This is a genomic window from Anabaena sp. 54 (assembly GCF_017355725.1).
GTDB classification, from domain to species: domain Bacteria; phylum Cyanobacteriota; class Cyanobacteriia; order Cyanobacteriales; family Nostocaceae; genus Dolichospermum; species Dolichospermum heterosporum.
Genome location: NZ_JAAVWA010000007.1, coordinates 80,630 through 106,344 on the forward strand (window position 1 = coordinate 80,630; position 25,715 = coordinate 106,344).

General features: G+C 38.1%; 25 protein-coding genes and 1 pseudogene. 15 read left to right on the forward strand and 11 right to left on the reverse strand.

Annotated features, from left to right (window positions below; translation table 11 throughout):
- Positions 1-58 precede the first annotated feature (58 nt).
- The 6 genes from hpnK to HEQ36_RS10105 form a co-directional block, all read right to left on the reverse strand.
- Positions 59-895 (reverse strand): hopanoid biosynthesis-associated protein HpnK, encoded by an 837-nt coding sequence (hpnK, locus tag HEQ36_RS10080; RefSeq protein ID WP_053539420.1) that lies wholly within the window; start codon positions 893-895, stop codon positions 59-61.
- 145 nt (positions 896-1,040) lie between these two features.
- Positions 1,041-2,474, reverse strand: a complete 1,434-nt coding sequence (hpnJ, locus tag HEQ36_RS10085) for a hopanoid biosynthesis associated radical SAM protein HpnJ (protein WP_168636941.1) — start codon at positions 2,472-2,474, stop codon at positions 1,041-1,043.
- Between the two features lie 358 nt (positions 2,475-2,832).
- Entirely contained in the window at positions 2,833-3,663 is an 831-nt protein-coding gene (locus HEQ36_RS10090) for a squalene/phytoene synthase family protein (RefSeq protein WP_168636940.1), read from the reverse strand.
- A 498-nt stretch (positions 3,664-4,161) separates the two neighbouring features.
- Complete coding sequence (locus tag HEQ36_RS10095; protein WP_168636939.1) at positions 4,162-4,491, reverse strand: hypothetical protein; 330 nt, start codon at positions 4,489-4,491, stop codon at positions 4,162-4,164.
- 38 nt (positions 4,492-4,529) lie between these two features.
- Positions 4,530-5,180, reverse strand: a complete 651-nt coding sequence (locus tag HEQ36_RS10100) for a HEPN domain-containing protein (protein WP_039201260.1) — start codon at positions 5,178-5,180, stop codon at positions 4,530-4,532.
- Positions 5,181-5,194: 14 nt separating this feature from the next.
- Positions 5,195-6,436 carry a DUF262 domain-containing protein gene (locus HEQ36_RS10105; protein ID WP_039201261.1) on the reverse strand — a complete coding sequence of 414 codons (1,242 nt, stop codon included), beginning with the start codon at positions 6,434-6,436 and terminating at the stop codon, positions 5,195-5,197.
- A gap of 97 nt (positions 6,437-6,533) precedes the next feature.
- Between HEQ36_RS10105 and HEQ36_RS10110 the strand changes: the two genes are divergently transcribed.
- The 8 genes from HEQ36_RS10110 (at position 6,534) to HEQ36_RS10145 (ending at position 12,014) form a co-directional block, all read left to right on the forward strand.
- Positions 6,534-7,994, forward strand: coding sequence for an aminotransferase class I/II-fold pyridoxal phosphate-dependent enzyme (locus HEQ36_RS10110; RefSeq protein WP_168636938.1), 1,461 nt, complete (start codon positions 6,534-6,536; stop codon positions 7,992-7,994).
- Positions 7,995-8,109: 115 nt separating this feature from the next.
- Entirely contained in the window at positions 8,110-8,445 is a 336-nt protein-coding gene (locus tag HEQ36_RS10115; RefSeq protein ID WP_039201263.1) for a cation:proton antiporter subunit C, read from the forward strand.
- Positions 8,442-9,884, forward strand: coding sequence for a cation:proton antiporter (locus HEQ36_RS10120; RefSeq protein ID WP_168636937.1), 1,443 nt, complete (start codon positions 8,442-8,444; stop codon positions 9,882-9,884). The genes HEQ36_RS10115 and HEQ36_RS10120 overlap by 4 nt, the downstream gene beginning before the upstream one ends.
- Positions 9,881-10,267: a Na+/H+ antiporter subunit E gene (locus tag HEQ36_RS10125; protein WP_039201717.1), complete on the forward strand. Its 387-nt coding sequence runs from the start codon at positions 9,881-9,883 to the stop codon at positions 10,265-10,267. Before HEQ36_RS10120 ends, HEQ36_RS10125 begins: the two co-directional genes overlap by 4 nt.
- Entirely contained in the window at positions 10,264-10,521 is a 258-nt protein-coding gene (locus HEQ36_RS10130) for a hypothetical protein (protein WP_053539415.1), read from the forward strand. The genes HEQ36_RS10125 and HEQ36_RS10130 overlap by 4 nt, the downstream gene beginning before the upstream one ends.
- Positions 10,518-10,796 carry a monovalent cation/H(+) antiporter subunit G gene (locus HEQ36_RS10135; protein ID WP_039201719.1) on the forward strand — a complete coding sequence of 93 codons (279 nt, stop codon included), beginning with the start codon at positions 10,518-10,520 and terminating at the stop codon, positions 10,794-10,796. The genes HEQ36_RS10130 and HEQ36_RS10135 overlap by 4 nt, the downstream gene beginning before the upstream one ends.
- Positions 10,789-11,355: a DUF4040 domain-containing protein gene (locus tag HEQ36_RS10140; protein WP_168636936.1), complete on the forward strand. Its 567-nt coding sequence runs from the start codon at positions 10,789-10,791 to the stop codon at positions 11,353-11,355. The genes HEQ36_RS10135 and HEQ36_RS10140 overlap by 8 nt, the downstream gene beginning before the upstream one ends.
- A complete protein-coding gene (locus HEQ36_RS10145) occupies positions 11,352-12,014 on the forward strand; it encodes a Na(+)/H(+) antiporter subunit B (protein WP_015083250.1) in 663 nt (220 codons plus the stop codon). Before HEQ36_RS10140 ends, HEQ36_RS10145 begins: the two co-directional genes overlap by 4 nt.
- Positions 12,015-12,337: 323 nt before the next feature.
- On the opposite strand, the gene dusB is transcribed toward HEQ36_RS10145, so the two are convergent.
- Positions 12,338-13,390, reverse strand: coding sequence for a tRNA dihydrouridine synthase DusB (dusB, locus tag HEQ36_RS10150; protein WP_039201721.1), 1,053 nt, complete (start codon positions 13,388-13,390; stop codon positions 12,338-12,340).
- A 106-nt stretch (positions 13,391-13,496) separates the two neighbouring features.
- On the opposite strand from dusB, the pseudogene HEQ36_RS10155 reads away from it, so the two are divergent.
- Positions 13,497-13,670 (forward strand): annotated as a pseudogene (locus tag HEQ36_RS10155) (NINE protein); the annotation flags it as partial.
- A 66-nt stretch (positions 13,671-13,736) separates the two neighbouring features.
- Here the strand turns inward: HEQ36_RS10155 and HEQ36_RS10160 are convergent.
- Positions 13,737-13,946, reverse strand: coding sequence for a hypothetical protein (locus HEQ36_RS10160; protein ID WP_168467377.1), 210 nt, complete (start codon positions 13,944-13,946; stop codon positions 13,737-13,739).
- 55 nt (positions 13,947-14,001) lie between these two features.
- On the opposite strand from HEQ36_RS10160, the gene HEQ36_RS10165 reads away from it, so the two are divergent.
- The gene (locus HEQ36_RS10165) at positions 14,002-15,345 is read left to right on the forward strand and encodes a transposase (protein ID WP_267902206.1); all 1,344 of its coding nucleotides are present in this window, start codon (positions 14,002-14,004) and stop codon (positions 15,343-15,345) included.
- 332 nt (positions 15,346-15,677) lie between these two features.
- Here the strand turns inward: HEQ36_RS10165 and nth are convergent, their stop codons facing one another.
- Positions 15,678-16,349: an endonuclease III gene (nth, locus tag HEQ36_RS10170; protein ID WP_290707566.1), complete on the reverse strand. Its 672-nt coding sequence runs from the start codon at positions 16,347-16,349 to the stop codon at positions 15,678-15,680.
- Between the two features lie 1,300 nt (positions 16,350-17,649).
- A complete protein-coding gene (gene rseP, locus HEQ36_RS10175; RefSeq protein ID WP_053539411.1) occupies positions 17,650-18,756 on the reverse strand; it encodes an RIP metalloprotease RseP in 1,107 nt (368 codons plus the stop codon).
- A 397-nt stretch (positions 18,757-19,153) separates the two neighbouring features.
- Between rseP and HEQ36_RS10180 the strand changes: the two genes are divergently transcribed.
- From HEQ36_RS10180 to HEQ36_RS10195, 4 genes are all read left to right on the forward strand, one after another.
- Positions 19,154-19,774, forward strand: a complete 621-nt coding sequence (locus HEQ36_RS10180) for a Uma2 family endonuclease (RefSeq protein WP_053539410.1) — start codon at positions 19,154-19,156, stop codon at positions 19,772-19,774.
- Entirely contained in the window at positions 19,775-20,665 is an 891-nt protein-coding gene (locus HEQ36_RS10185; protein WP_168636935.1) for an ABC transporter permease, read from the forward strand. It abuts the gene before it with no gap.
- Positions 20,666-20,804: 139 nt separating this feature from the next.
- Entirely contained in the window at positions 20,805-20,969 is a 165-nt protein-coding gene (locus HEQ36_RS10190) for a hypothetical protein (RefSeq protein WP_168465168.1), read from the forward strand.
- 72 nt (positions 20,970-21,041) lie between these two features.
- Positions 21,042-21,941, forward strand: coding sequence for an ROK family protein (locus tag HEQ36_RS10195; protein ID WP_168636934.1), 900 nt, complete (start codon positions 21,042-21,044; stop codon positions 21,939-21,941).
- A 166-nt stretch (positions 21,942-22,107) separates the two neighbouring features.
- Here HEQ36_RS10195 and HEQ36_RS10200 read toward each other — a convergent pair whose 3' ends face one another.
- Positions 22,108-23,745, reverse strand: a complete 1,638-nt coding sequence (locus HEQ36_RS10200) for a CTP synthase (protein ID WP_053539407.1) — start codon at positions 23,743-23,745, stop codon at positions 22,108-22,110.
- Positions 23,746-23,953: 208 nt separating this feature from the next.
- On the opposite strand from HEQ36_RS10200, the gene HEQ36_RS10205 reads away from it, so the two are divergent.
- A complete protein-coding gene (locus HEQ36_RS10205; protein ID WP_168636933.1) occupies positions 23,954-25,708 on the forward strand; it encodes an N-acetylmuramoyl-L-alanine amidase in 1,755 nt (584 codons plus the stop codon).
- Positions 25,709-25,715 lie beyond the last annotated feature (7 nt).

The following is a 25,715-nucleotide window of genomic DNA, read 5'->3' on the forward strand; positions in this document are numbered from 1 at the left end:
ATCCACATTCCTAAACAACATTATATTTTATATATTAATATTTATACAAAATTGTTAATTAAATTAACTGATTATAATTACTTAATTTAAAATCTTTCACAGTCAATAATTGACGCACTTCCTGACTCAATAAAGCCGCTAATTCTACTTCACCACCGTTATTTGTCTCAGTATTTACTAAAGCCGGATGAGAATAAATTTCTACCAATTCAGATTCTATTTGTGGTATCAAACCTAGTAAATATTTTTCACTCATGTCACCAGTTTGTAACAATCCATAAACTCTATCAGCAAATTTAATATTATTAGCTTTTAATAAACCCTCTCCATAACGGCGTAATTGTCCAAAAACAATAGACCAAACTATTTTAGTGAGTAAATTACGGTTATCAATTTTGAGGTTTTTGCTTAATTCTTCTGAAGGTAGACGAATAAATTTAATCTGAAATTCTGCGGCAAATTCTGTTAAAATATTCAAAATAACAGGATGTACATGAAGGTGTAAATGTCCATCAACATGAGCCAGATTTAAACCAGAATCCCGAAATTTTTCTAATTGAGCAGATATTTCTAATCGCAATTCTGCACGGGTAGCTTGATTGAATTGATAACTTAATCCTGCTTGGGTGGGATTACTGGAAAAGTTACCTTGAGAGTCTACTAAATGGGGAATTTGCGAAGGTGGTAAAACTGATTTACCACAAACTAAAACTAGATGTAACCCAACTGCTAACTGAGGATGATCTTTTGCCAGTGCGATCGCCTCTTGTGCAGCATCACCACTTACCATTAAACTAGTGCTAGTTAAAACGCCTTCCTCATGGGCTTGAATAATCGCTGCATTCACACCCTGGGAAAACCCGAAATCATCAGCATTAATAATTAAATAAGACATTGGTATATAGATAATTAGGATTAAAAATGTCAGAATCAGGATAACCAGGATTAAAGGATTAACAGGATTAATTAAAAAATTCTCAGAAGATAATTAAATCAAATCCTCAACATCCTAAAATCTTGTAAATCCTGATTCTGACGATTTACCTAGCTAAAGCTTGAGTCCGACGGTCATTCAAATAACCAAAGAACTCTTTACCTTCTCGCAAACGACGCACTAACATTTGTCTATCAGCCAGCATTTCCCGCACAATCGGAATAATTGCTTTCGGACGGAAGTAAAACTTGCGATACATTTGTTCAACCGAATCTTCAATTTCCGCACTCGAAAGACTGGGATATTGCAAAGTTGAAGTTTGAATACCGGAAGTTGCAACTAAAGACTCATTCGCAAACCAACCTTTTTCTCTGGCTTGTTCATACAACTCTGTACCAGGATAAGGTGCAGCAATAGAAACTTGAATTGTATGGGGACTTAATTCACAAGCAAAGCGAATTGTTTCTTCTACAGTTTCCTTAGTTTCTATTGGCAACCCGATAATAAAAGTCCCATGGACAGTAATACCAAGTTTGTGGCAATTCTTCATGAATTCTCGCGCCACTTCTAGCTTAATACCTTTTTTGATATTATTGAGAACTTCTTGATTGCCAGATTCAAAACCTACTAATAACAATCTTAAACCATTATCTCGTAAAGTTTTGAGAGTATCATAATCTAAGTTTGCACGGGCATTGCAACTCCAAGTTAAATTGAGTCGCTTCATATGTTTGCTAATTGCGATCGCTCGATGTTTATCAATGGTAAAAGTATCATCATCAAACATATACTCCCGCACCTTATCTCCAAAGAGAACCTTAGCCTCTTCCATTTCTCTGCCTACGGCATCGGGGCTTTTATGACGGTATAAATGTCCACCAATAGTTTGTGGCCACAAGCAAAAAGTACATTTTGCTGGACAACCCCGCCCAGTATAAAAAGAAATGTAAGGATGTTGCAAATAGCCAATAAAATACTTGCTAATATCCAAATCACGAGCATAAACAGGCAACACACTGGGCATAGCATCCCAATCATGAATCAAAGGACGTTCCTCAGTTTGGTGGATATTTCCCAACTTATCCCGGTAACTCAAACCCTTGATTTCATCCCAAGGTTTTCCTTCTGCTAATTCCTTACAGGTATAATCAAACTCATTGCGACAAACAAAATCAATTACTGGATTTTCTCGCAAAGTTGCCTCTGGTAAAACCGCAACGTGCGCCCCCACAAAGCCAATTTGTACATTGGGGTTTTGAGCTTTGATTGTTTCTGCACACTTAACATCATTAGCCAACGATGGTGTACTGGTGTGCATAATTACCAATTCATAATCCTTGGCAATTTTCAACACATCATCCACAGTTTGCCCATGAGGAGGTGCATCAACTAACCTACTGCCAGGAACTAAAGCCGCTGGTTGTGCTAACCAAGTGGGATACCAAAAAGAAGTAATTTCTCGTTTTGCTTGGTATCGCGCCCCCGCACCACCATCAAAACCATCAAAAGAAGGTGGACTCAAAAATAAAGTAGTTTTCATGAATATTTTTCTTGTCAGTTGTTAGTTGTTAAGTAGGTTGGCGTTGAAAATTGTTGTTATGGCAAGGCAAAAGGCAAGAGGCAAGAGGCAAGAGTGAAGAGGGTTTAGGCGATTTTACATTTCTTTACACAGTTTGGTTTTATTGTGTTCACCTACTTAGTTGTTAGTTGTTAGTTGTCAACTTAAGCCAACCAGGGAATGAATTCCCTGTCTAAAAGCTAAACTCGGTTAAAACCGACTACTTTGACATAAATAGAATAGTTTTTGATTTTGAGTTAACCAGAGTGCGTTTTAACGCACTTTAGCTTTTAGACCGGAACTTAAGTTCCGGGCGGATTTGTTCCCCATACCCTATTTCCTAACTAGCTTTAGCGTTCACACCCATGAGGTTTTCAATCAGGGAAACAACATCACTACGGCTGAGTTTTTCCTTACCACTAGCCAAAGCATCTAGAGTACCATGAGCCAAAGCCAAAGGAATTTGGCAAAATTGCAAAGCCGGTCCATTGGGCAGAGAGTTCGTATAGGCATCTGCTAAGATAAGATTGCGACGGGCATATTCTTGGAGATTGTCATTATCCCAACCTGCTGGGTAAAAATTGACCCCACGAGTGAGGTCTTCACCATTGTTACGCAGAATATTGACCGCTTGCAAACCCCTACCAAATCCTATGGCTTGAGTGCGGTTGCTTTGAGTTCCATCATACCAGTTCCATAAATCTGAGAGTAACAAGCCCACAGCACCAGCCACCCCAAAGGTATAACGGTCTAGATCCGCTTCTGTTTCTATTTTCCAATTTTTATCTGCCCAATAAGCCATTCTATCAGCCATTGCCGCTGTTGCATCCCAAATTCGCGGAGCAATACTTTCAGGTGCTAATATTGACCATTCTCTAATCCGTAAACTAACTTCTTGTAAAGAATTTTCGTAACCTTTAAACCCTACAGAGAAAGCATCCAGCGAAAAACCATCTACTCCAGCTTGCAATGTGAGGCTAATATTCTGCAACAGGCGTTTTTTAGTCTCGTTATCCAAGTTTGGATCATCTTCAATTTGGTCAATGGCACGCATACACAAGTATGCTGATGCCACTGCTTCTTGTAATCCTGATGGTAAAATACTAATTGGGATATAAAAAGTTCTACTAGTGTCTTTAAGGATTTGCAACGCATCTCCACGTAAATCCATTTTGTTCACTCCTGTCTTGATTTTCACACCACACCTAATTTCCGACTTTTCGATAATACTAGATTTAGTCTTTATTAAACCTTAAAAACCATAAACACTCTAGTATTCAATCTAGAAACACATAGTTAATCGTGTCATATTTAACACAATTTTCGAGCTTATCAGAAAAATGCCCAAAACCCTTAAAGGTGCGCCCCACTCAAGAGGACACACCTGTGCTACTTCTACGCCGTGCAGGCTATCAAATAAGGGACGTAGCCTAAAGCCAGGATTTATTTTGCACTGAGATTCTGTGTATATTGTATAATGAATGGTTATCGAAAACAAACAAAGTTTATTAACAAGATTAAATCAGTGCTAGTTCTAGAATACAAGGTTGGGCAATGCGTTGACTCATAAATCACGGTATAAATTCCGTACAAGAAACCAGAATTCAGCCATGCTGTTAAAGCACGGTTGGGATGAATGCTGGTCAGTCCAGGGGACAAGAAAAAACGTTTAACTTTTTTCCTTTAATCCTTGTTCTTGATCATTGTCAAATAATTCTAATAAACCAAATATCCCTACAAAAAATGTATAAGCTGCATATTTGATTGATGCTTGATTGCGAGCAGGTGCATAATAAGCAGCAATTAAGGCTTCGAGAAAATGAGCCAACAGCACAATATGAGTGATAATTAAAGCTGGAGTTAAGATTCTCGGTAGTTGACTGTTAGTGATTGATGTTTGGATATTCCATAATTCTAAGCCTACTGCACTGGTTGTGAGTGTAATGGATATAATTTTGAAGATGGGGAATAGTTTTTGTTTAATATCTTTTAAGTTCATGTTGTTTGATTTTTTTTTAGCCAAGAGTATTTTACATTTTATTGCATTAAATTATTCATTAATTCATCTATTCTTAAAAGTCCCTCAGTAATTTGTTGAACCCTATTTAATTCAGTTGCAGGATCTAGCATTTGACTAGTCATGTACGATGTAGCTGAAGAATGTGCAACAAGACCTCGTTTTTCTCCAAATGTATTCATGGTATTAAGCCAAGCAGTATTAGTATTTAAGTCATTACTATTTATTCCTATGGGTAATAGTAATGCTAAAATATTTTTTTCTTTTACTCCATGATTATTATCAATAACCTTCTTAAAGCTCTTGATAGCTGAATTTATTTTTTCAGTTATTTTCAATCGCTTGTCGTGATTATCTTGACTTACATTGTTGGGTTTGTTAAGTGTATCTGGTGGTTTATCCATAGTTAAATCAGAGAAACCAAGTAAACATATCAGAGTGCGAGAGGTTTTACCTGTACTATCCCAAGCTCCTTTAGCATCTAAAGCTATTTTCCAAGCTCTTTCTTCAAGATAATACTCAATTTCAGCATGAGCAAGAACTCTGTATGCAGCAGTTCTAGATAACTGACTCTCGGAATATGAACCTGTCGGGCTAATTTCAGGAATAAATTCGTCTTTTAGCCTGTTTAGCTGCGTTCTTAAAGTAATAAATTTATCAGATTCTGGCATATCTTATTAAGAACCTACCTCAAACCATTGAAAATAATCCGATTCCCATCTAGTTCAGGTAAATTAAAGTTTACTTCTAAAACTTTTTGTAGACTTTCACCCCACAACCTCAGACGATTGTAAATTTCAGGAATATTTTGTGTTCTGCGTTCAACAGCTTCTCTAAAATCACTGTTTGATGAACATAATTCCTGAAAAGCAACTTTAACTTTTTCTTGATGATCTTCAGCAGATTTCCTGATTATTTCATCTGAAAAGTAAAAAACCATCACATCTAAAATTGCTCGATTGAATTGGCTTTGATATTTATTATTTCTGCTCGACCATAAACGAGAGAAGTTTTTCTCTTCAAATATATTAATAGTTGTTTGTACTGCTTCTTCAAATTGATTAACTACATTTGTAATATCATTACATCTCTGATTATTAAGCCTTTCACAAGTCATGTCAAGAAATTCCTTAAGATTTCCCCGATAATCAGATAAAAAATAATGAAATCCTATATAACGTAATAGTAATTCAACATCACGCATCCGAGAATCAGGATTTGATGATTTAAATATCTTTCTCAGAGCCTTACTTTCAACTGATTGATCATCTAACCAATTGATAAAATCACCTGGATGTAATGCTTGTCTTAGCTCTTGAGGAGATAATGGAGTGCCTCCTATATTCAGCCGCAGAAAAATTTTATATAGTAAGTTTTCGTTAGGCCAATTCCTAATTAATACTGTACGAATAGTTTGGTTATCGAGAGCATTAAGTTCAGAACTCAAAAAGACATCATTTTTAAAATCTTCATATTTTTTGCCTATTAAATCACGTCTAAATTCTAGATTTCTTAAAGCAAAGGCATTGTTATTATTCGATATATTTTCATCACTTCCACCATAAAATTGCAGAATAGTTAACAATCGTTGTTTACCATCAAGAACAATAAATTTACCTTTTTCCTGACGATTAGCAGCTAATACTATTTGTGGAACTGGAAATCCAAGTACAAGTGATTCGATAAACCTACTTTTACGAGTGATATCCCAAGCGTCTCGTCTTTGAAATCTTGGATTTAGCTCTATATTACCCCGATCAAGTTGATTAAAGATTGTCTCTGTTGTCCAGTCACTACCAGAAACAACAATTTCTGGAATTTGCTTTAATTCAGGAATTAATCCACTCAGCGGCTCAAATTCAATTTCTTGATCTTCCTCTTCTTCAAATAAGATTACTTCTTCGTTAGGCATAGTTTTAGTCTGCATAAAGATTTGAATTTAAATATAATATATCATATTATTTCTTTAGATTCTAGATTTTATCAATTTTTACTTTAAGCTTTCAACGCTTCTTTCTCCAAAAATGCCAAATCAAAACCAAACCCCCCTCATAGATGCCTTAAAAGCCTGTACAAGCCGTTCTCATGCACCTTTTTACACCCCAGGACATAAACGCGGTGCGGGAATTTCGCCAATCTTAACCGATTTAATTGGTAAAGATATCTTTCGGGCTGACTTAACGGAATTAGCAGAGTTAGATAATTTATTCAAACCAGAAAGCGTAATTCTTGCAGCACAAGAACTAGCAGCGGAGGCTTTTGGGGCAGAGAAAACATGGTTTTTAGTTAATGGTTCTACCTGCGGAATTGAAGCCGCAATTCTTGCTAGTTGTAGAATGGGAGAAAAAATAATTCTGCCTAGAAATGTCCATTCTTCTGTTATTTCTGGATTGATTCTTTCGGGGGCAATTCCTATTTTTATAAATCCTGAATACGATGAAGATTTAGATATTGCATACAGCATTACACCAGAATCATTAAAAGCAGCATTAGCAAAACATCCAGATACAAAAGCAGTGCTGATAGTTTATCCTACTTATCATGGTGTTTGTGGAGATTTGCCAGCATTTATACACCTTACTCATCAATATAATATTCCTCTGATTGTAGACGAAGCACACGGCGCACATTTTCATTTTCACCCAGAATTACCCACGTCAGCTTTAAGCGCAGGTGCAGATTTAACTGTTCAATCAATTCATAAAACATTGGGAGCAATGACACAGGCATCAATGTTACATATTCAAGGTAAAAGAATTGATATTGATAGGGTTAATAAAGCCTTACAATTAGTGCAATCTACAAGTCCTAGTTTTATCCTTTTAGCTTCTCTCGATGCTGCACGTCAGCAAATGGCAATACATGGAAAAAAGCTCATGTCTCAAACTTTGGAATTAGGGAAAGCAGCCAGAACTCAAATTAATCAAATTCCTGGTTTATCTACTCCCCTTTCTCAAAAAGAAAAATCACCGGGATTTATAGATTTAGATAAAACTAGATTAACAGTTAATGTTAGTAAATTAGGATTTACTGGCTTTGCAGCCGAAGAAATTTTAGATGAGAAATTTAATGTAACTCCAGAATTTTCATCTTGGCAAAATATCACATTTATTATTAGCTTAGGAAATACAGAAACAGATATTCAAAATTTAATTAGATCTCTAAGTAATCTTACTCATGTTAATCCATTAAAAATTCAAAATTTATTGTGTAAACCCAAAAAAGATAACACAAGTAATATTATAGCTATTTCTCCCCGTGAGGCTTTTTTTGCTAATAGTGAAATCTTGCCTTTCGAGAAAGCTCAAAATCGGATTTGCGCGGAAATTATTTGCCCTTATCCTCCAGGAATTCCTGTATTAATGCCTGGAGAACTCATTACAGAATCAGCTTTAGAACATTTGCAAGAAATTCAAAAAATGGGTGGTTTTATCACTGGTTGTGCAGATGAAAGTTTGCAAACTTTAAAAGTTGTGAAAACATAAATCATTGAGTATAACTATCATAATCATAAGAATATTCTAGTGTTGAAATTATTCTAGCACTAAGATTTCGTGCTTATATAGAGTTAGCACTTTATATAAAAATTAAATAATTCCCGTGTTAGAAGCGTGCGTACTGATAACAATACTGTGTGGTTTTTTTGGCATCATCTTCAAAAAAAACTTGGTAATGAAAATTGTCTCAATGGATGTGATGAGTACGGGTGTGATTGCCTTTTATGTACTAATTGCATCACGAGAAGGATTATTTACTCCCATTATTTCCGAGGTAAAAAATATTGCTTATGCTGATCCTGTTCCCCAAGCAGTCATATTAACAGCGATAGTCATCGGTTTCTCGATACAGGCTTTGATGCTAGTTGGTGTGATGAAATTAGCACGGGATAATCCCACATTGGAAAGTAACGAGATTGAGAAAAATAATACACCATGAATACCATTACACTGGCTTGGATTGCTACCCCATTTTTTCTAGGGTTCATCATTTTTCTAGTCCCCAAACTTAACCGACATTTGACAATGTGGGGGACTATTGCTTCTGCTGCTTATGGGTTGCAGCTATTTATCGAACCATCACCCATCACCCTGAATTTACTGGATAGTTTCGGGATCACCTTAATAGCTGACCAGTTAAGCGGTTACTTTATTTTCACAAATGCCCTGGTAACGGCTGCTGTTGCCCTCTACTGCTGGCGCAGTGATAAAACGGCTTTTTTCTATGCCCAGATGATTATTGTGCATGGTAGCCTGAATGCTGCCTTTGTCTGTGCAGATTTCATTAGTTTATATGTGGCTTTAGAAGTAAGCGGTATTGCGGCTTTCTTATTGATTGCTTATTCTCGTAGCGATCGCTCAATTTGGGTAGGTTTACGGTATCTTTTTGTTAGTAATACTGCAATGTTGTTTTATCTGGTTGGTGCAGTGCTGGTTTATCAGACGCATCATTCCTTTAGTTTTGCCAGTTTAAAGGGATCACCACCAGAAGCACTAGCATTAATTTTTCTGGGATTATTAATCAAAGCGGGGATTTTTGTCTCCGGGTTATGGCTACCTTTAACTCATTCTGAATCAGAAACACCAGTTTCCGCATTGATGTCAGGAATTGTCGTTAAAGCCAGTGTTTTACCTTTATTACGTACTGCATTCGTTTCCGAAGAAATTGATACCATAGTCAGAATTTTTGCTGTGGGAACAGCTTTAATGGGTGTCTCCTATGCTGTCTTTGAAAAAGATACTAAGCGAATGTTGGCGTTTCACACAATTTCCCAATTAGGCTTTATTCTTGCTGCACCGGCTGTAGGTGGATTTTATGCCCTCACCCATGGATTAGTCAAGTCATCTTTATTTTTGATTGCGGGTTCTTTACCCAGTCGCAATTTTAAAGAACTGCAAAATAAACCCATTCATACTAATATTTGGATAGCCTTAGCGATCGCTAGTTTATCAATTTCTGGTTTACCTTTGTTGTCAGGTTTTGAGGCAAAAGTATTAACGACAAAAAATTTAGAATCTTGGCAATTTATACTGATGAATATTGCCGCAGTTGGTACAGCCATATCTTTTGCTAAATTTATTTTTCTCCCCCATGCAAAAGCAGAAGAAGAAGAAGAACAGAAAACAAAATCCGGTTTTTGGATATCAGTAATCTTTTTAATTACTGGATTATTTGTGGCAAATATTGTCTATCTTCCAGCTTATGAAATCACCAATATCACAAAAGCACTTTTAACTATTGCTGCGGGCTGGTTAGGATATCATTTCATTTTCAAGAAATTATCCATATCTCTACCTCGTGTATTTGAAGAATTTGAGCATTTAGTTGGTGTCATGAGTTTAACTTTAATCCTATTATTTTGGATGGCTTTCCCATGATTGGACATCTCATATTAAGACTAACAATTTGGTTATTACTCACTGCTAATGTGAGTTTAACAAATATTATCATCGGTGTAATTATTGCCTTAATTTTACCACGTGGTAAGTCATCACCAGAAAAATTAAAATCTTGGGTAAAGGTAATAATTAAGATCCTTATTGCGATTCCGGTAGCTTTTATGGAGGCATTTGAAATTATCTTCCGTCCCCATAACCAAGAAGAAATTATCATGGAGAAAGTCAAACTCAACAGATCACCTTTATTGATTTTCCTCGATATATTTCTGATTACCTTTACCCCCAAAACCATAGTTTTGAAGTACCACGAAGAAGGATGGTATGAAGTTCACCAAATTAAACCCAGGAAAAAACAAGCATGAACCTAGAAATAGTCTTAATAGCAATGATTTTGGCTTTACTTATTCCCATTTATGAAGCTTGGAAAAGTGATGATACCTGGCAGAAAATGTTAGCTTTTGGTAGCATTTCCAGTAAAGTAGCCATCATGATTCTTGTAATTTCCGTTTTGCGAGATGATTGGATGATTGGTGTAGTTGCAGCGATTATTTTGACAGTAGGAAATGCCGGCTTAATGTTATTAGCACATATCCTCAGAAGATTAGGTGAAGTATGATTAACCTTCTTAGTTATACCTGCATAAGTATTGGCATAGTTTTCTGGTTTTGGGGAACTTCTCATTTAGTCAGCAACAGATCAGTATTATTCAAATTACATGGACTTTCTGTTGCGGATACTTTAGGTTCAATGATGATTATTGTCGGACTACTACTGAAAATACCCAGTGAATGGCCATTACTTATTCTTGGCATTATTTCCTTAGCAATTTGGAATACTATGCTGGGTTATGTATTAGCATACTGTTCAACAGAAGAGGAAAAACATGAATGATACTTATCTCTATTTAATCATTGCTTTATTACCCTTAACTGCGGGGATGTTAGTAACTCAAACTAATCCCTATCATGCCTTAGTAATTCGTGGGGTACTCGGTGCAGTTGCAGCAATGGTAGATGCAGTTTTGGGTGCAGCAGATGTGGCTTTAACAGAAGCATTAATGGGAACAATGCTATCAATTACTCTCTATGCGATCGCAGTTCGTTCATCCTTAGTATTACGTCTTGGTGTCATGGAAGATCAGTCAATAGAAAAAAATCAAGACGGCAATTTTCAACAGCTTATGAGCGACTTTCGCCGCATTTTCAAGAAACATTATCTGCGTCTAGAACTCGTACCTTACACTACTAAAGAAAATTTACAACAGGCGTTAATAGAAAAAGAAATTCATGCTACCTGTGCGCCATTAGAAAAGTTTGTGGAAGCAGAAGAAACATACCAAACCGTGATTAGAGTGCAACGCATTTATAACATCATAAAAACCGAACTGTCATCACCAAAGACAGGTTTAAGATATTTCAATGTTTTAGATTCAGGGGAGCAAAATTTATGAAATTAGTTTACATTTTAGCCGGAATAGCTTTATTTGTAAAAATGCTGATTATGCCTAATTCCGAACTAAATTTACCAGATATTTCCATTGTGGAAACAGTGGTTAAAGAAAGTGGTGTTCCCAATGCAGTATCAGGGATTATTTTCAGAAATCGGCTATATGATACAATCTTTGAAGTTATTGTTTTTACTATAGCCATTCTCGGAGCTAATTTTTTATTAGCTAATGAAAAACCATCTTGCAGCATCTATCAATTTAAAGATCAACCATCAATAATATTAGCTCGTCTAGGGGCGACAATTGCGGCATTAGTGGGCATTGAATTAGCAATTAGGGGGCATTTGAGTCCGGGGGGTGGTTTTGCGGCTGGAGTCGCTGGAGGGACAGCAATCGGACTGATAGCAATTACCTCATCATACCAATGGATGCAGGACATTTACCAACAGTGGCACGCGGCTATGTGGGAAAAGATTTCGGTGTTAGTTTTCATTGTTTTATCAGTGATAACTTTGTCGGGATTTGAGTTACCACACGGTGAGTTAGGAATGCTTTTTAGTGGCGGAATTTTGCCAATATTAAATATCTTAGTTGCTGTTAAAGTGGCATTAGGTTCTTGGGCTGTGATTTTGATTTTTATTCGTTATCGGGGTTTGTTATAAAAAGTGGGAGTTTAAAGAATTAGCGATCGCACTTAAGTAGGTGAACACAATAAAACCAAACTGTGTAAAGAAATGTAAAATCGCCTAAACCCTCTTCACTCTTGCCTCTTGCCTTTTGCTTTGCCATAACGACAATTTTCAACGCCAACCTACTTAGGGACTTCCAAGAAATAAATTATCCTGATTAACGAACCACAGAGGCGCAGAGGACACAGAGGAATAAGGGTTTGAGAGATTTTTGCGTTAGGTGGTTGAGTATTTTTTTATTTGGAAGTCCCTTAGCTTGTGTTAACCTATCGCTTAACCTAATCTAGAAATCAATGCTAAAGTGCAATAATAGCTGGTACTTCTTCTTCAACTTCATAACCATTTGCTAATCTTTCTATCGCACCATCAATTAAATCTAAACCTTGTTGGACAGTTTCCATTAAACTTAACTTACCCCGTAAATCAGCCGCACCCATAAAGCCTTTTGCATACCAAGTCATGTGTTTACGAGCTTGACGGACTCCCCTATCTCCCTTGTATTCCCACAAAGCAAAAAGATGTTCTCTGGCACATTCTAAGCGTTGAATTGGGTTAGGTGGTGTTAATAATTCTCCAGTTTTTAAGAAATGATCAACCTCACCAACTAAAAAGGGATAACCTAAAGTTCCACGAGAACACATTACTCCATCTGCACCAGTTTGTTCTAAACATTTTACCGCAGCTTCCACAGAAAAAATATCCCCATTCCCAATTACAGGAATTGATAAAATATCCTTGACTTTAGCTATCCATTCCCACCGCGCATTACCATTATAACCTTGAGCGCGAGTGCGTCCATGCACGGTAATCATTTTTGCTCCCGCGTCTTCCATTCTTTTCGCAAAATCAAGAATAGTAATTTCCTGATCATTCCAACCAATGCGAGTTTTTACAGTTACAGGCACATCTACCGCTTTGACAACTTCCCGTACAATTGCTTCCGCAATTTCTGGTTGACGTAATAAAGAAGAACCGCCACCATTTTTAGTAATCTTATTCACAGGACATCCCATATTAATATCAACAGTATCTGCTCCTTCAGCAACTGCTTTTATGGCTGCTTCTGCTAAAAAATCGGGACGACAATCAAATAATTGAATACTAATTGGACGTTCGTTAGGATCTACTTCCATAATTATTGGTAATTGCTTAACATAATGTAAGCCTGTAGCATTTACCATTTCTGTATATAGCATAGATTCTGGGGCATAACGACGCACCAAACGCCGAAACACCAAATCAGTCACCCCGGACAAAGGAGACTGTAAAACACGGCTTTTAACCTCAAATGAGCCGATTTTTAGGGGTGTGGAAAGTCTAGCTTGGAGTTCAGGTGAAAGGGAAATCATGGTGATAAATAAATATAATGGTTAATTGGGGAATCGAAGACTAACCAAGGGTAGTTAATTGCAGTGTGGGTTTTTAAACCAGTAAATCCTAATGGACATAAATAAGATGACTATAAAAAATACTGAACATAAAGACCGTCTTCTTGTCTCTTACCTCTTGTGTGGGGCTGGTTTTTTGGGAATAGGTGGTTTACATCGCTTATATAATGGTAAAACGGCTACTGGTTTATTATGGTTCTTTACCTGTGGGTTCTTTTACTTGGGACAAATCTATGATTTATAGGAACAGCCGGTAAGCGTAAAACTCAGCGGCTTTAGCCCTGAGATATAAGCGGCTCGTGTGACTTTAGTCACAGTCATCTTTCTTGATATTGCCATACATATTTCTACCCACTCTTTCAATTAACTCACTGACGCTGATCTCCAGTGAATTAGAAGCCTTGATTAAATTTTCCCAAGCAGTATTAGTCACCATTATATTTCGGTGCTTCTTCAGTTCTTCATAAAAGACTGGCTGATTTTTTGTTCTTTTAATTCCTTTACCTGTTGACTTCATTAGAATATATGTATATACTAAGTTAAGTCTAGCATATCAAGGTGGTGATTGTAAATTGCTAACAAATTATGTATATAAAATCCGCCCCAATATTAGCCAGTCCAATAAAATGGATAACTGGCTAGATATGCTCCGGTCTACTTACAATTGGAGTTTGGCTGACAGAATAGCTCAATACAACCAGCAGTTTATTCAAGGTGACTATTGCGATATTAGGACTAAAGCAGAAGCTTGTCCATTAACTTGCTTTGTTAGTAAAAATGGAGCAAGTGGAGAGCCGTGGAAAGATGCTAAAACTGACAAGGATGGCAAACTCAAAAACCCTCGACGCAGTGCTGGTGATATTCAAATAACGGCATTACCATATCTAAAAAAAGCTAGACCTTGGTTTGCTGAGATTGATTCTACAGTCCTACAGCAAAACGTCAAACGCCTTGACACTGCCTATAAAAACTTCTTTGAAGGGAGAGGTTTTCCCAAGTTTAAAAACCGTAGTAATTTTACCTCTTTTACTTACCAGATGGGCGTAAAAGTTCAAGGTAATAAAATTTATCTCCCTAAATTGGGATGGATGCGGTTTTTTAATTCTCGCCTAATACCAACAGGTTTTACTATCAAAGCTGCCACATTAAGAAAGCGTCAAGATGGTTGGTATGTTTCAATTAGGATTGAAGATAAAACCATACCAGACTATGTAAAAAAACCGCTAAACGAAGTTAATTCTATTCTTGGTTGTGACTTAGGAATAACTAAACTTGTCCATCTCTCTGACAGACATCAAATTGATAATCCTAGATTCTCAACTAATAAAAAAGCTAGACGCACTTTAAAAATCAGACAGCGACGGATTAATCGTAAAGTCAAGGGGAGTAAAAATCGTAAAAAAGAAGCTAATAAAGTAGGACGGTTTCACAAAAAGATTACAGATAAAAGGACTGCTTATCAATGGAATGTTGCTAAAACAATAGTTTCTAGAAAGGTTGATGCTATTGCCTTAGAAGATTTAAACATCTCTGGAATGTTAACACGTTGCCAGGTGAAAACTGATGAAAAAACTGGGAGATTTTTAAAGAATGGGCAATCAAGAAAGAAGGGGTTAAACCGTTCTATCTCTGACGCAAGTTGGAGTGATTTGATTTTAAAAATTGAGTATCTCGCTGTGAAGCAAGGAAAAGTTGTCATTAAAATCAATCCTAAATACTCCAGTCAAGAATGCAGAAATTGTGGGCATACTGATAAATCAAACCGTGATGGTGAGAAATTCATTTGTACTGAATGTGGGTATCACGAACACGCCGATATTGGTGCTGCCAAAACAATTAGAGATAGAGCTTTCAAAACTTGTATTGAGCGAAGTCGAAATATAGTACGTGGGGACTCCGCGAAACTTGCTGTTTAACAGCTAAACGCCCAAAAGATGAGCCAGTGCGGTATTGGGGTCTCTCCAAGTAAAGCAACTAGCAGTATCAGCACGCACTTTTGTGCAAACGTGTTGAGTTTGGGAACCTGTGCAAACAGGATATTAGGATTGCAAAATTTTAAGAATCTCAGTGGCTTCAGCCCTGAGAGTGTCAATAATTACCTCAGTCACACTAAAAATCTGTTGTAGGGTGCGTCAGATATCAATAATCTGTTTCTTGGCAGGATTTATGCAAGTCTGACGCACCCTACCAATGTGCCAGTTGCGTAAGTCCTGTAGGATTGCAATGACTCATTTAGATTATGAATGAGTTACTTTGTTTTTTGTGACTTTGCTTCAGATAAATTCATATCACACAAGTCAATCAACTTACAAATATCACAACTAGGAGAACGGGCTTTACAGACAGCCCGACCATGATAAATTAATCTAATTGACCAATTTTCCCAGTCTGGTTGGGGTAATAACTTCATTAGATCCTTTTCAATTCCCACAGGTTCAGTATTTTTTGTCAATCCCAAACGCTGACTTAAGCGCTTTACGTGAGTATCTACAGTTACTCCAGCATTAATACCATAAGCATGGGCTAAAACCACATTTGCAGTTTTCCGGGCTACTCCTGGAAGCTTTAATAAGTCTTCCATTTTGTTGGGAACAACAGAGTTAAAATCCTGAACAATCATTAGACAAGCGCCTTGAATATTCTTGGCTTTATTACGATAAAAACCTGTCGAACGTACCAATTCTTCTAACTCTGTTAAATCTGCATTTGCTAGACTTTCCGCGTCAGGAAATTTGCCAAATAATCCTGGCGTTACTTTATTTACCCTTTCATCTGTACATTGAGCGGAAAGAATAGTTGCTACTAATAATTGTACAGGGGTGGCATAATCTAGGGAGCAAGTTGCGTCTGGATAAAGATGCTGGATACGGGAAAGAATTTCTAAAGCCCGTTGTTTTTCGGTTAATGATTTGCGAGTCACATCAGCAATTTTAAATTTAGAATTATTATTTTGGTGTAGTGTAGGGGTTTAGCAATGCTCATTGGTGTCAACTTAAGTTAGAAATGGCTTATCTGTTTGCTGCCACACCCGCCCTGAAATGAATTTCAGGGCTAATAGCCAAAGTTTACTAAAGTAAACTGAGGATTTAGACAATTCTTAGTCATCTTGAGATGACTTTTGCTATTAGACTGGGAATTCATTCCCAGGCGGGCTATGGGTTTTACTTAAGTTAGAAATGGCTTATCTGTTTGCTGCCACACCCGCCCTGAAATGAATTTCAGGTCTAATAGCCAAAGTTTACTAAAGTAAACTGAGGATTTAGACAATTCTTAGTCATCTTGAGATGACTTTTGCTATTAGACTGGGAATTCATTCCCAGGCGGGCTATGGGTTTTACTTAAGTTAGAAATGGCTTATCTGTTTGCTGCCACACCCGCCCTGAAATGAATTTCAGGTCTAATAGCCAAAGTTTACTAAAGTAAACTGAGGATTTAGACAATTCTTAGTCATCTTGAGATGACTTTTGCTATTAGACTGGGAATTCATTCCCAGGCGGGCTATGGGTTTTACTTAAGTTAGAAATGGCTTATCTGTTTGCTGCCACACCCGCCCTGAAATGAATTTCAGGGCTAATAGCCAAAGTTTACTAAAGTAAACTGAGGATTTAGACAATTCTTAGTCATCTTGAGATGACTTTTGCTATTAGACTGGGAATTCATTCCCAGGCGGGCTATGGGTTTTACTTAAGTTAGAAATGGCTTATCTGTTTGCTGCCACACCCGCCCTGAAATGAATTTCAGGGCTAATAGCCAAAGTTTACTAAAGTAAACTGAGGATTTAGACAATTCTTAGTCATCTTGAGATGACTTTTGCTATTAGACTGGGAATTCATTCCCAGGCGGGCTATGGGTTTTACTTAAGTTAGAAATGGCTTATCTGTTTGCTGCCACACCCGCCCTGAAATGAATTTCAGGGCTAATAGCCAAAGTTTACTAAAGTAAACTGAGGATTTAGACAATTCTTAGTCATCTTGAGATGACTTTTGCTATTAGACTGGGAATTCATTCCCAGGCGGGCTATGGGTTTTACGTTAAGTTGACACATATCAGCTTTTGCTTTAAGTAGGTGAACAGAAAAATTTAAAGGTATATAACGGTATGTAAAGTTGTCTCAATGCGAGATTCTGATTGGGTTTCAGCCATTTTACAAAACGCAATACCCCTCATTTTTATTTTGTTTACCTACTTACCCCTACAATTCCTATTGAGAATAGCTGGAGTTACAATTTTTGAAACAATTGTTGTACCCATTCTAGCTGGGATGTTAATTGGGTTGTTTCTTTGACAATTAGGAAAATACCTAATCCTAAAAGTAACACTAAGCCAGTTTGCATCACACCTTCTTGAATTTTGTTAGGTAAAGGCTTACCAAATAATCCTTCAATGAGTAAAAATGCTAATTGTCCACCATCTAAAGCGGGAAGAGGCAAAATATTAATAATTGCCAAGTTAATACTAATAATTGCCGCAAAAGAAAATAAATTAGTGCTATCACTAGCTGCTAATTGTGCGCCAATTTGGACGATTTTCACAGGTCCAGAAACTTGTCCCACCGTTTGCCCAAAATTAGTAATTAACTGCCCAAAACCTTGAAATGTTCCCACAACTAACTGTTGGAAGCGATTGGCAGCAACTTTGATAATCTCGACAATATCTTGAGGACGACGATAAATTGCTTTACCATTTGGACCCAATTCAATTCCTACCACACCTTTACCATCAGCACCTTGTTTGGGTGTTAGTTTCAGGTTGGTTTGTTGGGTTTCGTGTTGAATTTTCAGGTCAATTTCTTGATTAGGGTGGGTTTGGATTTCCTTGGTTAATAATGTGGTTGCATCTTTACCTAGTGGAATTTCTTGACCATTCACAGCTATAATAATGTCTCCTTCCCGAATCCCTGCTTGATAAGCGACGGATTGTTCGTTTACAGGTTTGACAAGTACACCTGCTTGATACTGAAATTCTTGGGGTATACCAACGATTCCCAGTTGTAAAGCCAACATTAAATACGCAAAGATTAAATTGGCGATTACACCAGCACTAATGACTATAGCACGGTCTAAAACTGGGCGGTTACGCAGCAAGTTCGGGTCATTGGGGGGAATTTCGCTATCTGGATCATCATCGGGAAAGCCGACAAAGCCACCCAAAGGGAAGGCACGGATAGTGTATTCTGTTTCTGATCCTTGGTACTTTAAAAGAATCGGACCAAAACCCAAGGAGAAGCGGTTAGCATAAATGCCTTGAGAACGGGCGGCTATGAAATGTCCCAACTCATGTACTAAGATCAAAATAGCCAAGACTGCGATCGCTGCTAAAACTGACATAGAGCAAATTAATCAAAATATTCGGATATATATTCTTATTCTAGTTTGGGAATGGGCAGACAGAACCCATTTCCTGTATTAGTTTTGTCTCAGTTGGGCTATCCTTGCCCAGATAATGCAGTTACGTTACTTTTTTGATATAATCATGGGCTGCAAATATGATATGGTGTGATCCACTTGAATGGAGTATAAAAATTAGGTCAAAAGCCATATATCACGGTACTCTTATGGTTAAACATAGCTAACTCACTCTACAATTTTATAGGCGGGTAAGTAGGTGAACACAATAAAACCAATCTGTGTAAAGAAAAGTAAAATCGCCCAAACCCTCTTCACTCTTGCCTCTTGCCTGTTGCCTTGCCATAACGACGATTTTCAATGCTAACCTACTTAAATTATGATTCAAGCTTTACCTCAAACTAAATTAGTCAGCTTTGAAGAGTTTACAGAGTGGTATCCAAATACAGGAGTCCGCTATGAATTACATGATGGAGTAATTGTAGAAATGACACCACCCGTAGGAGATCATGAAGAAATTGTTGGATTTTTAGCTACACAAATTACATTAGAGTTTAGTCGGCTAAAACTTCCTTATTTCATCCCCAAAACAGCTTTAATCAAATCAGCAAACAGCAAATCAGCATACTTACCAGACATAATACTGTTAAATCGGTCTAATCTCGTCAATGAACCTTTGTGGAAAAAACAGTCTACTATTAGTGAATCTGCGTCTGTTCCTCTTGTGGTGGAAATTGTCAGTACAAATTGGCGTGATGATTACCACAAAAAACTGGCTGATTATGAACAAATGGGGATTGTTGAATATTGGATTGTTGATTATGCTGCTTTAGGTGGTAGAGCATTTATTGGCAATCCCAAACAACCAACTATTTCTATTTATCACCTAATAGATGAAGAATATCAAGTTAGTCAGTTTAGAGATAATGACCTGATAATATCACCAAGTTGGCCAGAGTTAAATTTAACTGCTAATCAAATTTTTAAAGCCGGTGTTTAGATGACAATCACAAAAAAGCAATTACCCAATTTCTGGAAATTTCCCAAAAATCCTAGCCTCTCCCAGCGATTAATGCAGATTGGGTTGGGTATGACTCTATTTTTCATCTTTTTAGCCTTTTTTGCTCCTGTTTTTCAAGGTTGGGGGTGGTTGCAAAACCCGAAGGAATTTCTTGCTAACCCTATTCATGAAGCACCTTCGGCTAAACATTGGTTTGGCACAAGTCGTTTAGGCTATGATGTCTTTTCTCGCAGTGTGTTTGGTGTGCAAGCGGCATTGCAAGTTGTGACTTTAGCAACATCTTTGAGTATGATTATTGGTGTGCCGTTGGGAATGGTTAGCGGTTATTTGGGAGGAAAATTAGATAAAGCTCTATTGTTTCTAATGGATAGTATTTATACACTGCCAGGATTGCTACTGTCAGTAACATTGGCTTTTGTCGTGGGGAGAGGTATCTTAAATGCAGCGATCGCCATTAGTATAGCCTACATTCCCCAATATTATCGCGTCGTTCGTAACCACACCGTTAGCGTCAAAACTGAAGTGTACATCGAAGCTGCACAAGCAATGGGGGCTTCTACCTGGGTTGTCTTATCTCGGTATCTATTTTTCAATGTTATTCAAAGCGTCCCCGTCCTCTTTACCCTCAACGCCGCAGATGCCATCTTAGTCTTAGGCGGTTTAGGATTTTTAGGTTTAGGATTACCCGAAGAAGTACCGGAATGGGGATATGATTTAAAACAAGCTCTAGAAGCACTACCTACAGGCATTTGGTGGACTACCTTATTTCCTGGTTTAGCAATGACAACTTTAGTTGTAGGGTTATCACTACTTGGTGAAGGCTTAAATGAATTTGTCAATCCTCGTCTGAGAAGAGAAAATAGGCAATAGTCATTGGTCATTGGTTATTGGTCATTGGCAAAAAATAACTAATGACAACCAACAACTAACAACTAACAACTAACAACTAACAACTAACAACCAACAACTAACAACTAACAACTAACAACTGACAACCTGAGAGAGTTTTGTGAACGATAATATTACTTTAATTGCGGCTGCTACAGGTGGATTCATGATTTCTGTAGCTTTATCTGGTATTTTAAAAGGCGCACCCATCACAGATTGGCAACAAGCACACAAAACTTCATACCCAATTGCAAATGTGCAAGTTATGAAAAAGGGTAATGGGTAATTGGTAATGGGTAATTGGTAATTGGTAATTGGGAAAAATAACAACTGACAACGAACAACTGACAACTAACTAATGACAAAACAAGTAATTGGAATTGACTTAGGGGGGACTGCGATTAAGTTGGGACGATTTACAGCAGATGGTAATTGTTTACAATCTTTATCTGTGGATACTCCCCAACCGGCAACACCAGAGGCTGTATTATCTACAATAGTAGATGCGATCGCCGAAATTGACCCCAATAATGAAAGTATCGCCATTGGTTTGGGTACTCCGGGTCCTGCTGATGCTACGGGACGCATTGCCAAAGTTGCCATTAATCTCGTAGGATGGCATGATGTCCCCTTAGCAGATTGGTTAGAAGCCAAAACGGGTAAACCAACAATTTTGGCAAATGACGCTAACTGTGCAGGTTTAGGAGAAGCTTGGTTAGGTGCAGGTCGAAATTTCCCCAATTTGATTTTACTAACTTTGGGAACTGGCGTTGGTGGGGCAATTATTCTTGATGGTAAATTGTTTGTCGGACATCAAGGTGCAGCAGCAGAATTAGGTTTAATTACCTTAAATCCTGATGGATCGATGTGTAATAGTGGCAATCAAGGTTCATTAGAACAACATACTTCCATATCTGCTATCCGTCGCCGCACAGGCAAAGAACCAGCAGAATTAGGCGCACTTGCCCAAACCGGAAATCCAGAAGCCTTGACTTTTTGGCAAGAATATGGTAAAGACTTAGGAATTGGATTAACGAGTTTATTATATGTGCTAACACCCCAAGCCATTATTATTGGTGGTGGTGTAAGTGCAAGTTTTGAGTTTTTCTTACCGTCATTAACAGCAGAAATCGAAAAACGAGTTTTACCAACTTCCCGCGCAGGTTTGCAAATTCTCCCCGCAGAATTAGGAAATACAGCGGGAATGGTAGGCGCTGCTAAATTAGCATTAACAATTAGACAAATATGCGTATCCTAAAACCTTTGTAGAGACGTTCCATGGAACGTCTCTACATTATTTCTCGGAGATGTCTATTAAATAATGGGACAGAGTTAATTATACAACTGAATTTTTCTGTTCCCTGTTCCCTGTTCCCTGTTCCCTGTTCCCTGTCCCCGTGGCGTAGCACCTGTCACCTATCCTATTAAGAAACTTGTACAGGCTTAGGTGTAGCAGTTGCAGAATGGGATTGAGAAATGGCAGCGGTCATAAATCCTTTGAATAAAGGATGAGGTGCATTAGGGCGAGATTGAAATTCAGGGTGAAATTGACAAGCGATAAAGAAGGGATGTTTGGGATATTCGACAATTTCCACTAATCTACCATCTGGAGATGTGCCACTCACTAAGTAACCAGAATCTAATAATTGACTGCGGTAAACATTGTTGAACTCGTAACGGTGACGGTGGCGTTCGTAAATGACTTCTTCTTGATAAAGTTGGAAAGCTAGAGTGTTGGGAAGTACCCGACAAGGATATAACCCTAAGCGCATTGTTCCGCCTAAATCTACCACATCCTGTTGTTCTGGTAACAGGTTAATAACTGGATTGTCCGTATATGGGTCAAATTCGGCACTATTGGCATTAGATAAGCCTTCGACATTTCTCGCCCATTCAATCACGGAACACTGCATTCCTAAGCATAAACCTAAAAAGGGAATTTGGCGATCGCGTGCGTATTTAATCGCGGCAATTTTCCCGTCTATCCCTCGACTACCAAAGCCGCCAGGAACGATGATACCATCAACACCTGATAGATAGTTTTCTGGTGGTTCATTTTCCAAAACTTCCGAGTTTACCCACCGCAGACGCAAATCACCATGAGTTGCAATAGCCGCATGACGTAAAGACTCAACCACAGAAAGGTAGGCATCACCTAACCGCACATATTTACCAACAATGGCGATTTCGACGGTGTGTTGAGGATTATACATCCGGTCTACCATCGTTTCCCATTGTGTCATATTGGGTTGACGTTGTTCCATTTGCAGTAAGTTGAGAACTTGTTCGGCTAATCCTTCCCGTTCTAAAATTACTGGGACTTCATAGATACTACGGGCATCTGGACTGGTAATAACACATTCTACAGGGACATCACAAAACTCTGATAACTTTTGTTTCAAGCCCACAGGAATGGGGCGATCGCTCCGACATACTAAAATATCTGGTTGAATGCCAATGGATCTCAATTCTTTCACAGAATGTTGAGTAGGCTTGGTTTTCATCTCTCCCGCCGCCGCAATCCAAGGCAACAAAGTAACGTGCATATATAACACATTACGCTTTCCTACTTCCTTTCGCAGTTGGCGAATTGCTTCTAAAAAAGGCAGTGATTCAATATCACCTACAGTCCCACCAATTTCCGTAATCACGGCGGAGGGATTAGTTTCTTTAGCAACTCTGAGAATTCTGTCTTTGATTTCATTGGTAATGTGAGGAATTACCTGAACAGTGCCGCCATTGTAGTCGCCTCGGCGTTCCTTGTTAATAACTGACTGATAAATTAAGCCAGTAGTAACACTGTTTAATCGAGACATAGAAGTATCAGTAAAGCGCTCGTAATGTCCCAAATCCAAATCTGTTTCTGCACCGTCTTGGGTGACAAAAACTTCCCCATGTTGAAAAGGACTCATTGTGCCTGGATCAACGTTAATATAGGGATCGAGTTTAAGAATCGAAACCGAATAATCCCGCGATTTAAGCAAACGTCCCAGACTTGCTGCTACAATGCCCTTACCAATACTGGAAACAACGCCCCCAGTTACAAAGATAAACTTAGTCATAGTATTTTCAATTTCTAGCAACTCTTAATAGATTTTGTTCCCGAAGGAGAATTTGTGTAGACAATGTTGGAGGCTTGTATGCAGGATGAATTTTACCCGATTGAATTCTCTTGTTTGAGACCAATTTATTGCCACTTTTGCATTCATATTTGATTCCATCTTGGCTATTGTGCCACAGTCTCTATCCTCAAATCTTCTGTGTTTGTCCATGAAAAAACTCTTAGGGTTAGTATTATTTAATTTCTTAGTCACCTCCTCAGTTGCATTAGCACAAGAACCACTTTTAGTAGTTTTTCCCCCTACAAACTACCAAACCAGCACAGAAAAAATATTTTTTATCGGTACAGCCCCCCCCAAAGGTCAGGTTTTAATTAATGGTAAGCTGATTAACCGTAGCAAAGCTGGGCATTTTTCCCCTAGTTTTCCCTTGCAGTTAGGGGAAAATATATTTAAAGTCCGTTACCAAAATCAAGAACGAGAGATTAAGATCATCAGGGTGTCTACTCAACCTGAGTTACCCCAAGGTTTAGGCTTTGCTAAGGATTCCTTGACTCCTGCTGCTGATATTGCCAGATTACCAGGAGAATTAATTTGTTTTAGTGCAGTTGCACCACCTCAAGCTACTGTCTGGGTGAATCTGGTAAATCAAAATATTGCCCTTTTACCCCAACCTTCCCAGGCACAATTACCTCCAAATTCAAGTGTCTTGACGGGGTTAAATCAGCCTAATCTTTCTAGTCTTACCAAATACCAAGGTTGTACAACAGTCACAAATGCTGCTGATTTAGGAAAACCTCAATTTAATTTACAAATTAATGATCAAAGAATAACTCAAACTGGTTTAGGCAAAATCGAAATTCTGTCCCCGACACAGTTACCAGTTGCAGAAATTGCATCAGAATCAGGCGTTACTCGCACGGGATCTAGTACCGATTATTCACGACTTACACCATTGCCAAAGGGAACTATGGCGAGTGTTACGGGTAAGAACGGTGAATGGTTGCGCTTAGACTATGGGGCTTGGATTAATAGCAAGGAAACTAAAATTATATCAGGTGCGGTTGCACCACAGACGGTGATTCGGAGTGTGGGTTATCGGCAATTAGCTGAAGCGACGGAGATTCGTTTCCCTTTAGAAACTGCTGTGCCGGTGAGTGTGGAACAGGGAAATAATGCTTTCACTCTTACCCTTTACAATACCATTGCCCAAACAGACACAATTCGCCTAGATGATAATCGCCTAATTTCTCGCCTAGATTGGCAACAGGTAAGTCCCACACAGATCAAATATACTTTTAACCTCAAAAACCTCCAACAGTGGGGCTATAAGCTGAGATATGACAATACAACTTTGGTTTTAACCTTACGTCATCAACCCTATCTTGAAAATAGCAAACGCTTACCTCTATATGGCATCAAAATTGTACTTGATCCAGGACATGGTGGTAAAGAATCTGGCGCTAGTGGTCCAACTGGGTATTTAGAAAAAGATGTGAATTTGATCATTTCTCAATTGCTGCGAGATGAGTTGGTGAAGCGCGGCGCTAAGGTGGTGATGACGCGGGATGATGATCGAGATGTGTCTTTGGTGGAACGTCAGACGATAATTAATAAACAAGAACCTGCGATCGCTCTTTCTATTCATCATAACTCTTTACCAGATAATGGTGATGCGGAAAAAACCAAAGGCTTTGGTACTTTTTGGTATCATCCTCAATCACACAGCCTTGCAATATTTTTACAAAATTATGTAGTTAAAAACCTTCGTAAACCTGCCTATGGTGTGTTTTGGAATAATTTAGCCCTGACTCGTCCCCATGCTGCACCGGCGGTATTATTAGAGTTAGGTTTTATGAGTAGTCCTTATGAGTTTGAGGAAATAGTTAATCCCCAAGCACAGAAGAAAATGGCTAATATTTTAGCTGACGGGATAACTGAATGGTTTAAAACGGTGAAAGAATAAGAATCAG

Coding starts and splice junctions, on each gene's coding strand:
- HEQ36_RS10125 (WP_039201717.1), top strand. CDS start 9,881: ATGATTGGACATCTCATATTAAGACTAACAATTTGGTTATTACTCACT.
- hpnJ (WP_168636941.1), bottom strand. CDS start 2,474: ATGAAAACTACTTTATTTTTGAGTCCACCTTCTTTTGATGGTTTTGAT.
- HEQ36_RS10145 (WP_015083250.1), top strand. CDS start 11,352: ATGAAATTAGTTTACATTTTAGCCGGAATAGCTTTATTTGTAAAAATG.
- HEQ36_RS10195 (WP_168636934.1), top strand. CDS start 21,042: ATGACAAAACAAGTAATTGGAATTGACTTAGGGGGGACTGCGATTAAG.
- HEQ36_RS10135 (WP_039201719.1), top strand. CDS start 10,518: ATGATTAACCTTCTTAGTTATACCTGCATAAGTATTGGCATAGTTTTC.
- dusB (WP_039201721.1), bottom strand. CDS start 13,390: ATGATTTCCCTTTCACCTGAACTCCAAGCTAGACTTTCCACACCCCTA.
- HEQ36_RS10090 (WP_168636940.1), bottom strand. CDS start 3,663: ATGGATTTACGTGGAGATGCGTTGCAAATCCTTAAAGACACTAGTAGA.
- rseP (WP_053539411.1), bottom strand. CDS start 18,756: ATGTCAGTTTTAGCAGCGATCGCAGTCTTGGCTATTTTGATCTTAGTA.
- HEQ36_RS10140 (WP_168636936.1), top strand. CDS start 10,789: ATGAATGATACTTATCTCTATTTAATCATTGCTTTATTACCCTTAACT.
- HEQ36_RS10130 (WP_053539415.1), top strand. CDS start 10,264: ATGAACCTAGAAATAGTCTTAATAGCAATGATTTTGGCTTTACTTATT.
- HEQ36_RS10180 (WP_053539410.1), top strand. CDS start 19,154: ATGATTCAAGCTTTACCTCAAACTAAATTAGTCAGCTTTGAAGAGTTT.
- HEQ36_RS10095 (WP_168636939.1), bottom strand. CDS start 4,491: ATGAACTTAAAAGATATTAAACAAAAACTATTCCCCATCTTCAAAATT.
- HEQ36_RS10110 (WP_168636938.1), top strand. CDS start 6,534: ATGCCAAATCAAAACCAAACCCCCCTCATAGATGCCTTAAAAGCCTGT.
- HEQ36_RS10200 (WP_053539407.1), bottom strand. CDS start 23,745: ATGACTAAGTTTATCTTTGTAACTGGGGGCGTTGTTTCCAGTATTGGT.
- HEQ36_RS10160 (WP_168467377.1), bottom strand. CDS start 13,946: ATGAAGTCAACAGGTAAAGGAATTAAAAGAACAAAAAATCAGCCAGTC.
- HEQ36_RS10100 (WP_039201260.1), bottom strand. CDS start 5,180: ATGCCAGAATCTGATAAATTTATTACTTTAAGAACGCAGCTAAACAGG.
- HEQ36_RS10185 (WP_168636935.1), top strand. CDS start 19,775: ATGACAATCACAAAAAAGCAATTACCCAATTTCTGGAAATTTCCCAAA.
- hpnK (WP_053539420.1), bottom strand. CDS start 895: ATGTCTTATTTAATTATTAATGCTGATGATTTCGGGTTTTCCCAGGGT.
- HEQ36_RS10205 (WP_168636933.1), top strand. CDS start 23,954: ATGAAAAAACTCTTAGGGTTAGTATTATTTAATTTCTTAGTCACCTCC.
- HEQ36_RS10105 (WP_039201261.1), bottom strand. CDS start 6,436: ATGCAGACTAAAACTATGCCTAACGAAGAAGTAATCTTATTTGAAGAA.
- HEQ36_RS10120 (WP_168636937.1), top strand. CDS start 8,442: ATGAATACCATTACACTGGCTTGGATTGCTACCCCATTTTTTCTAGGG.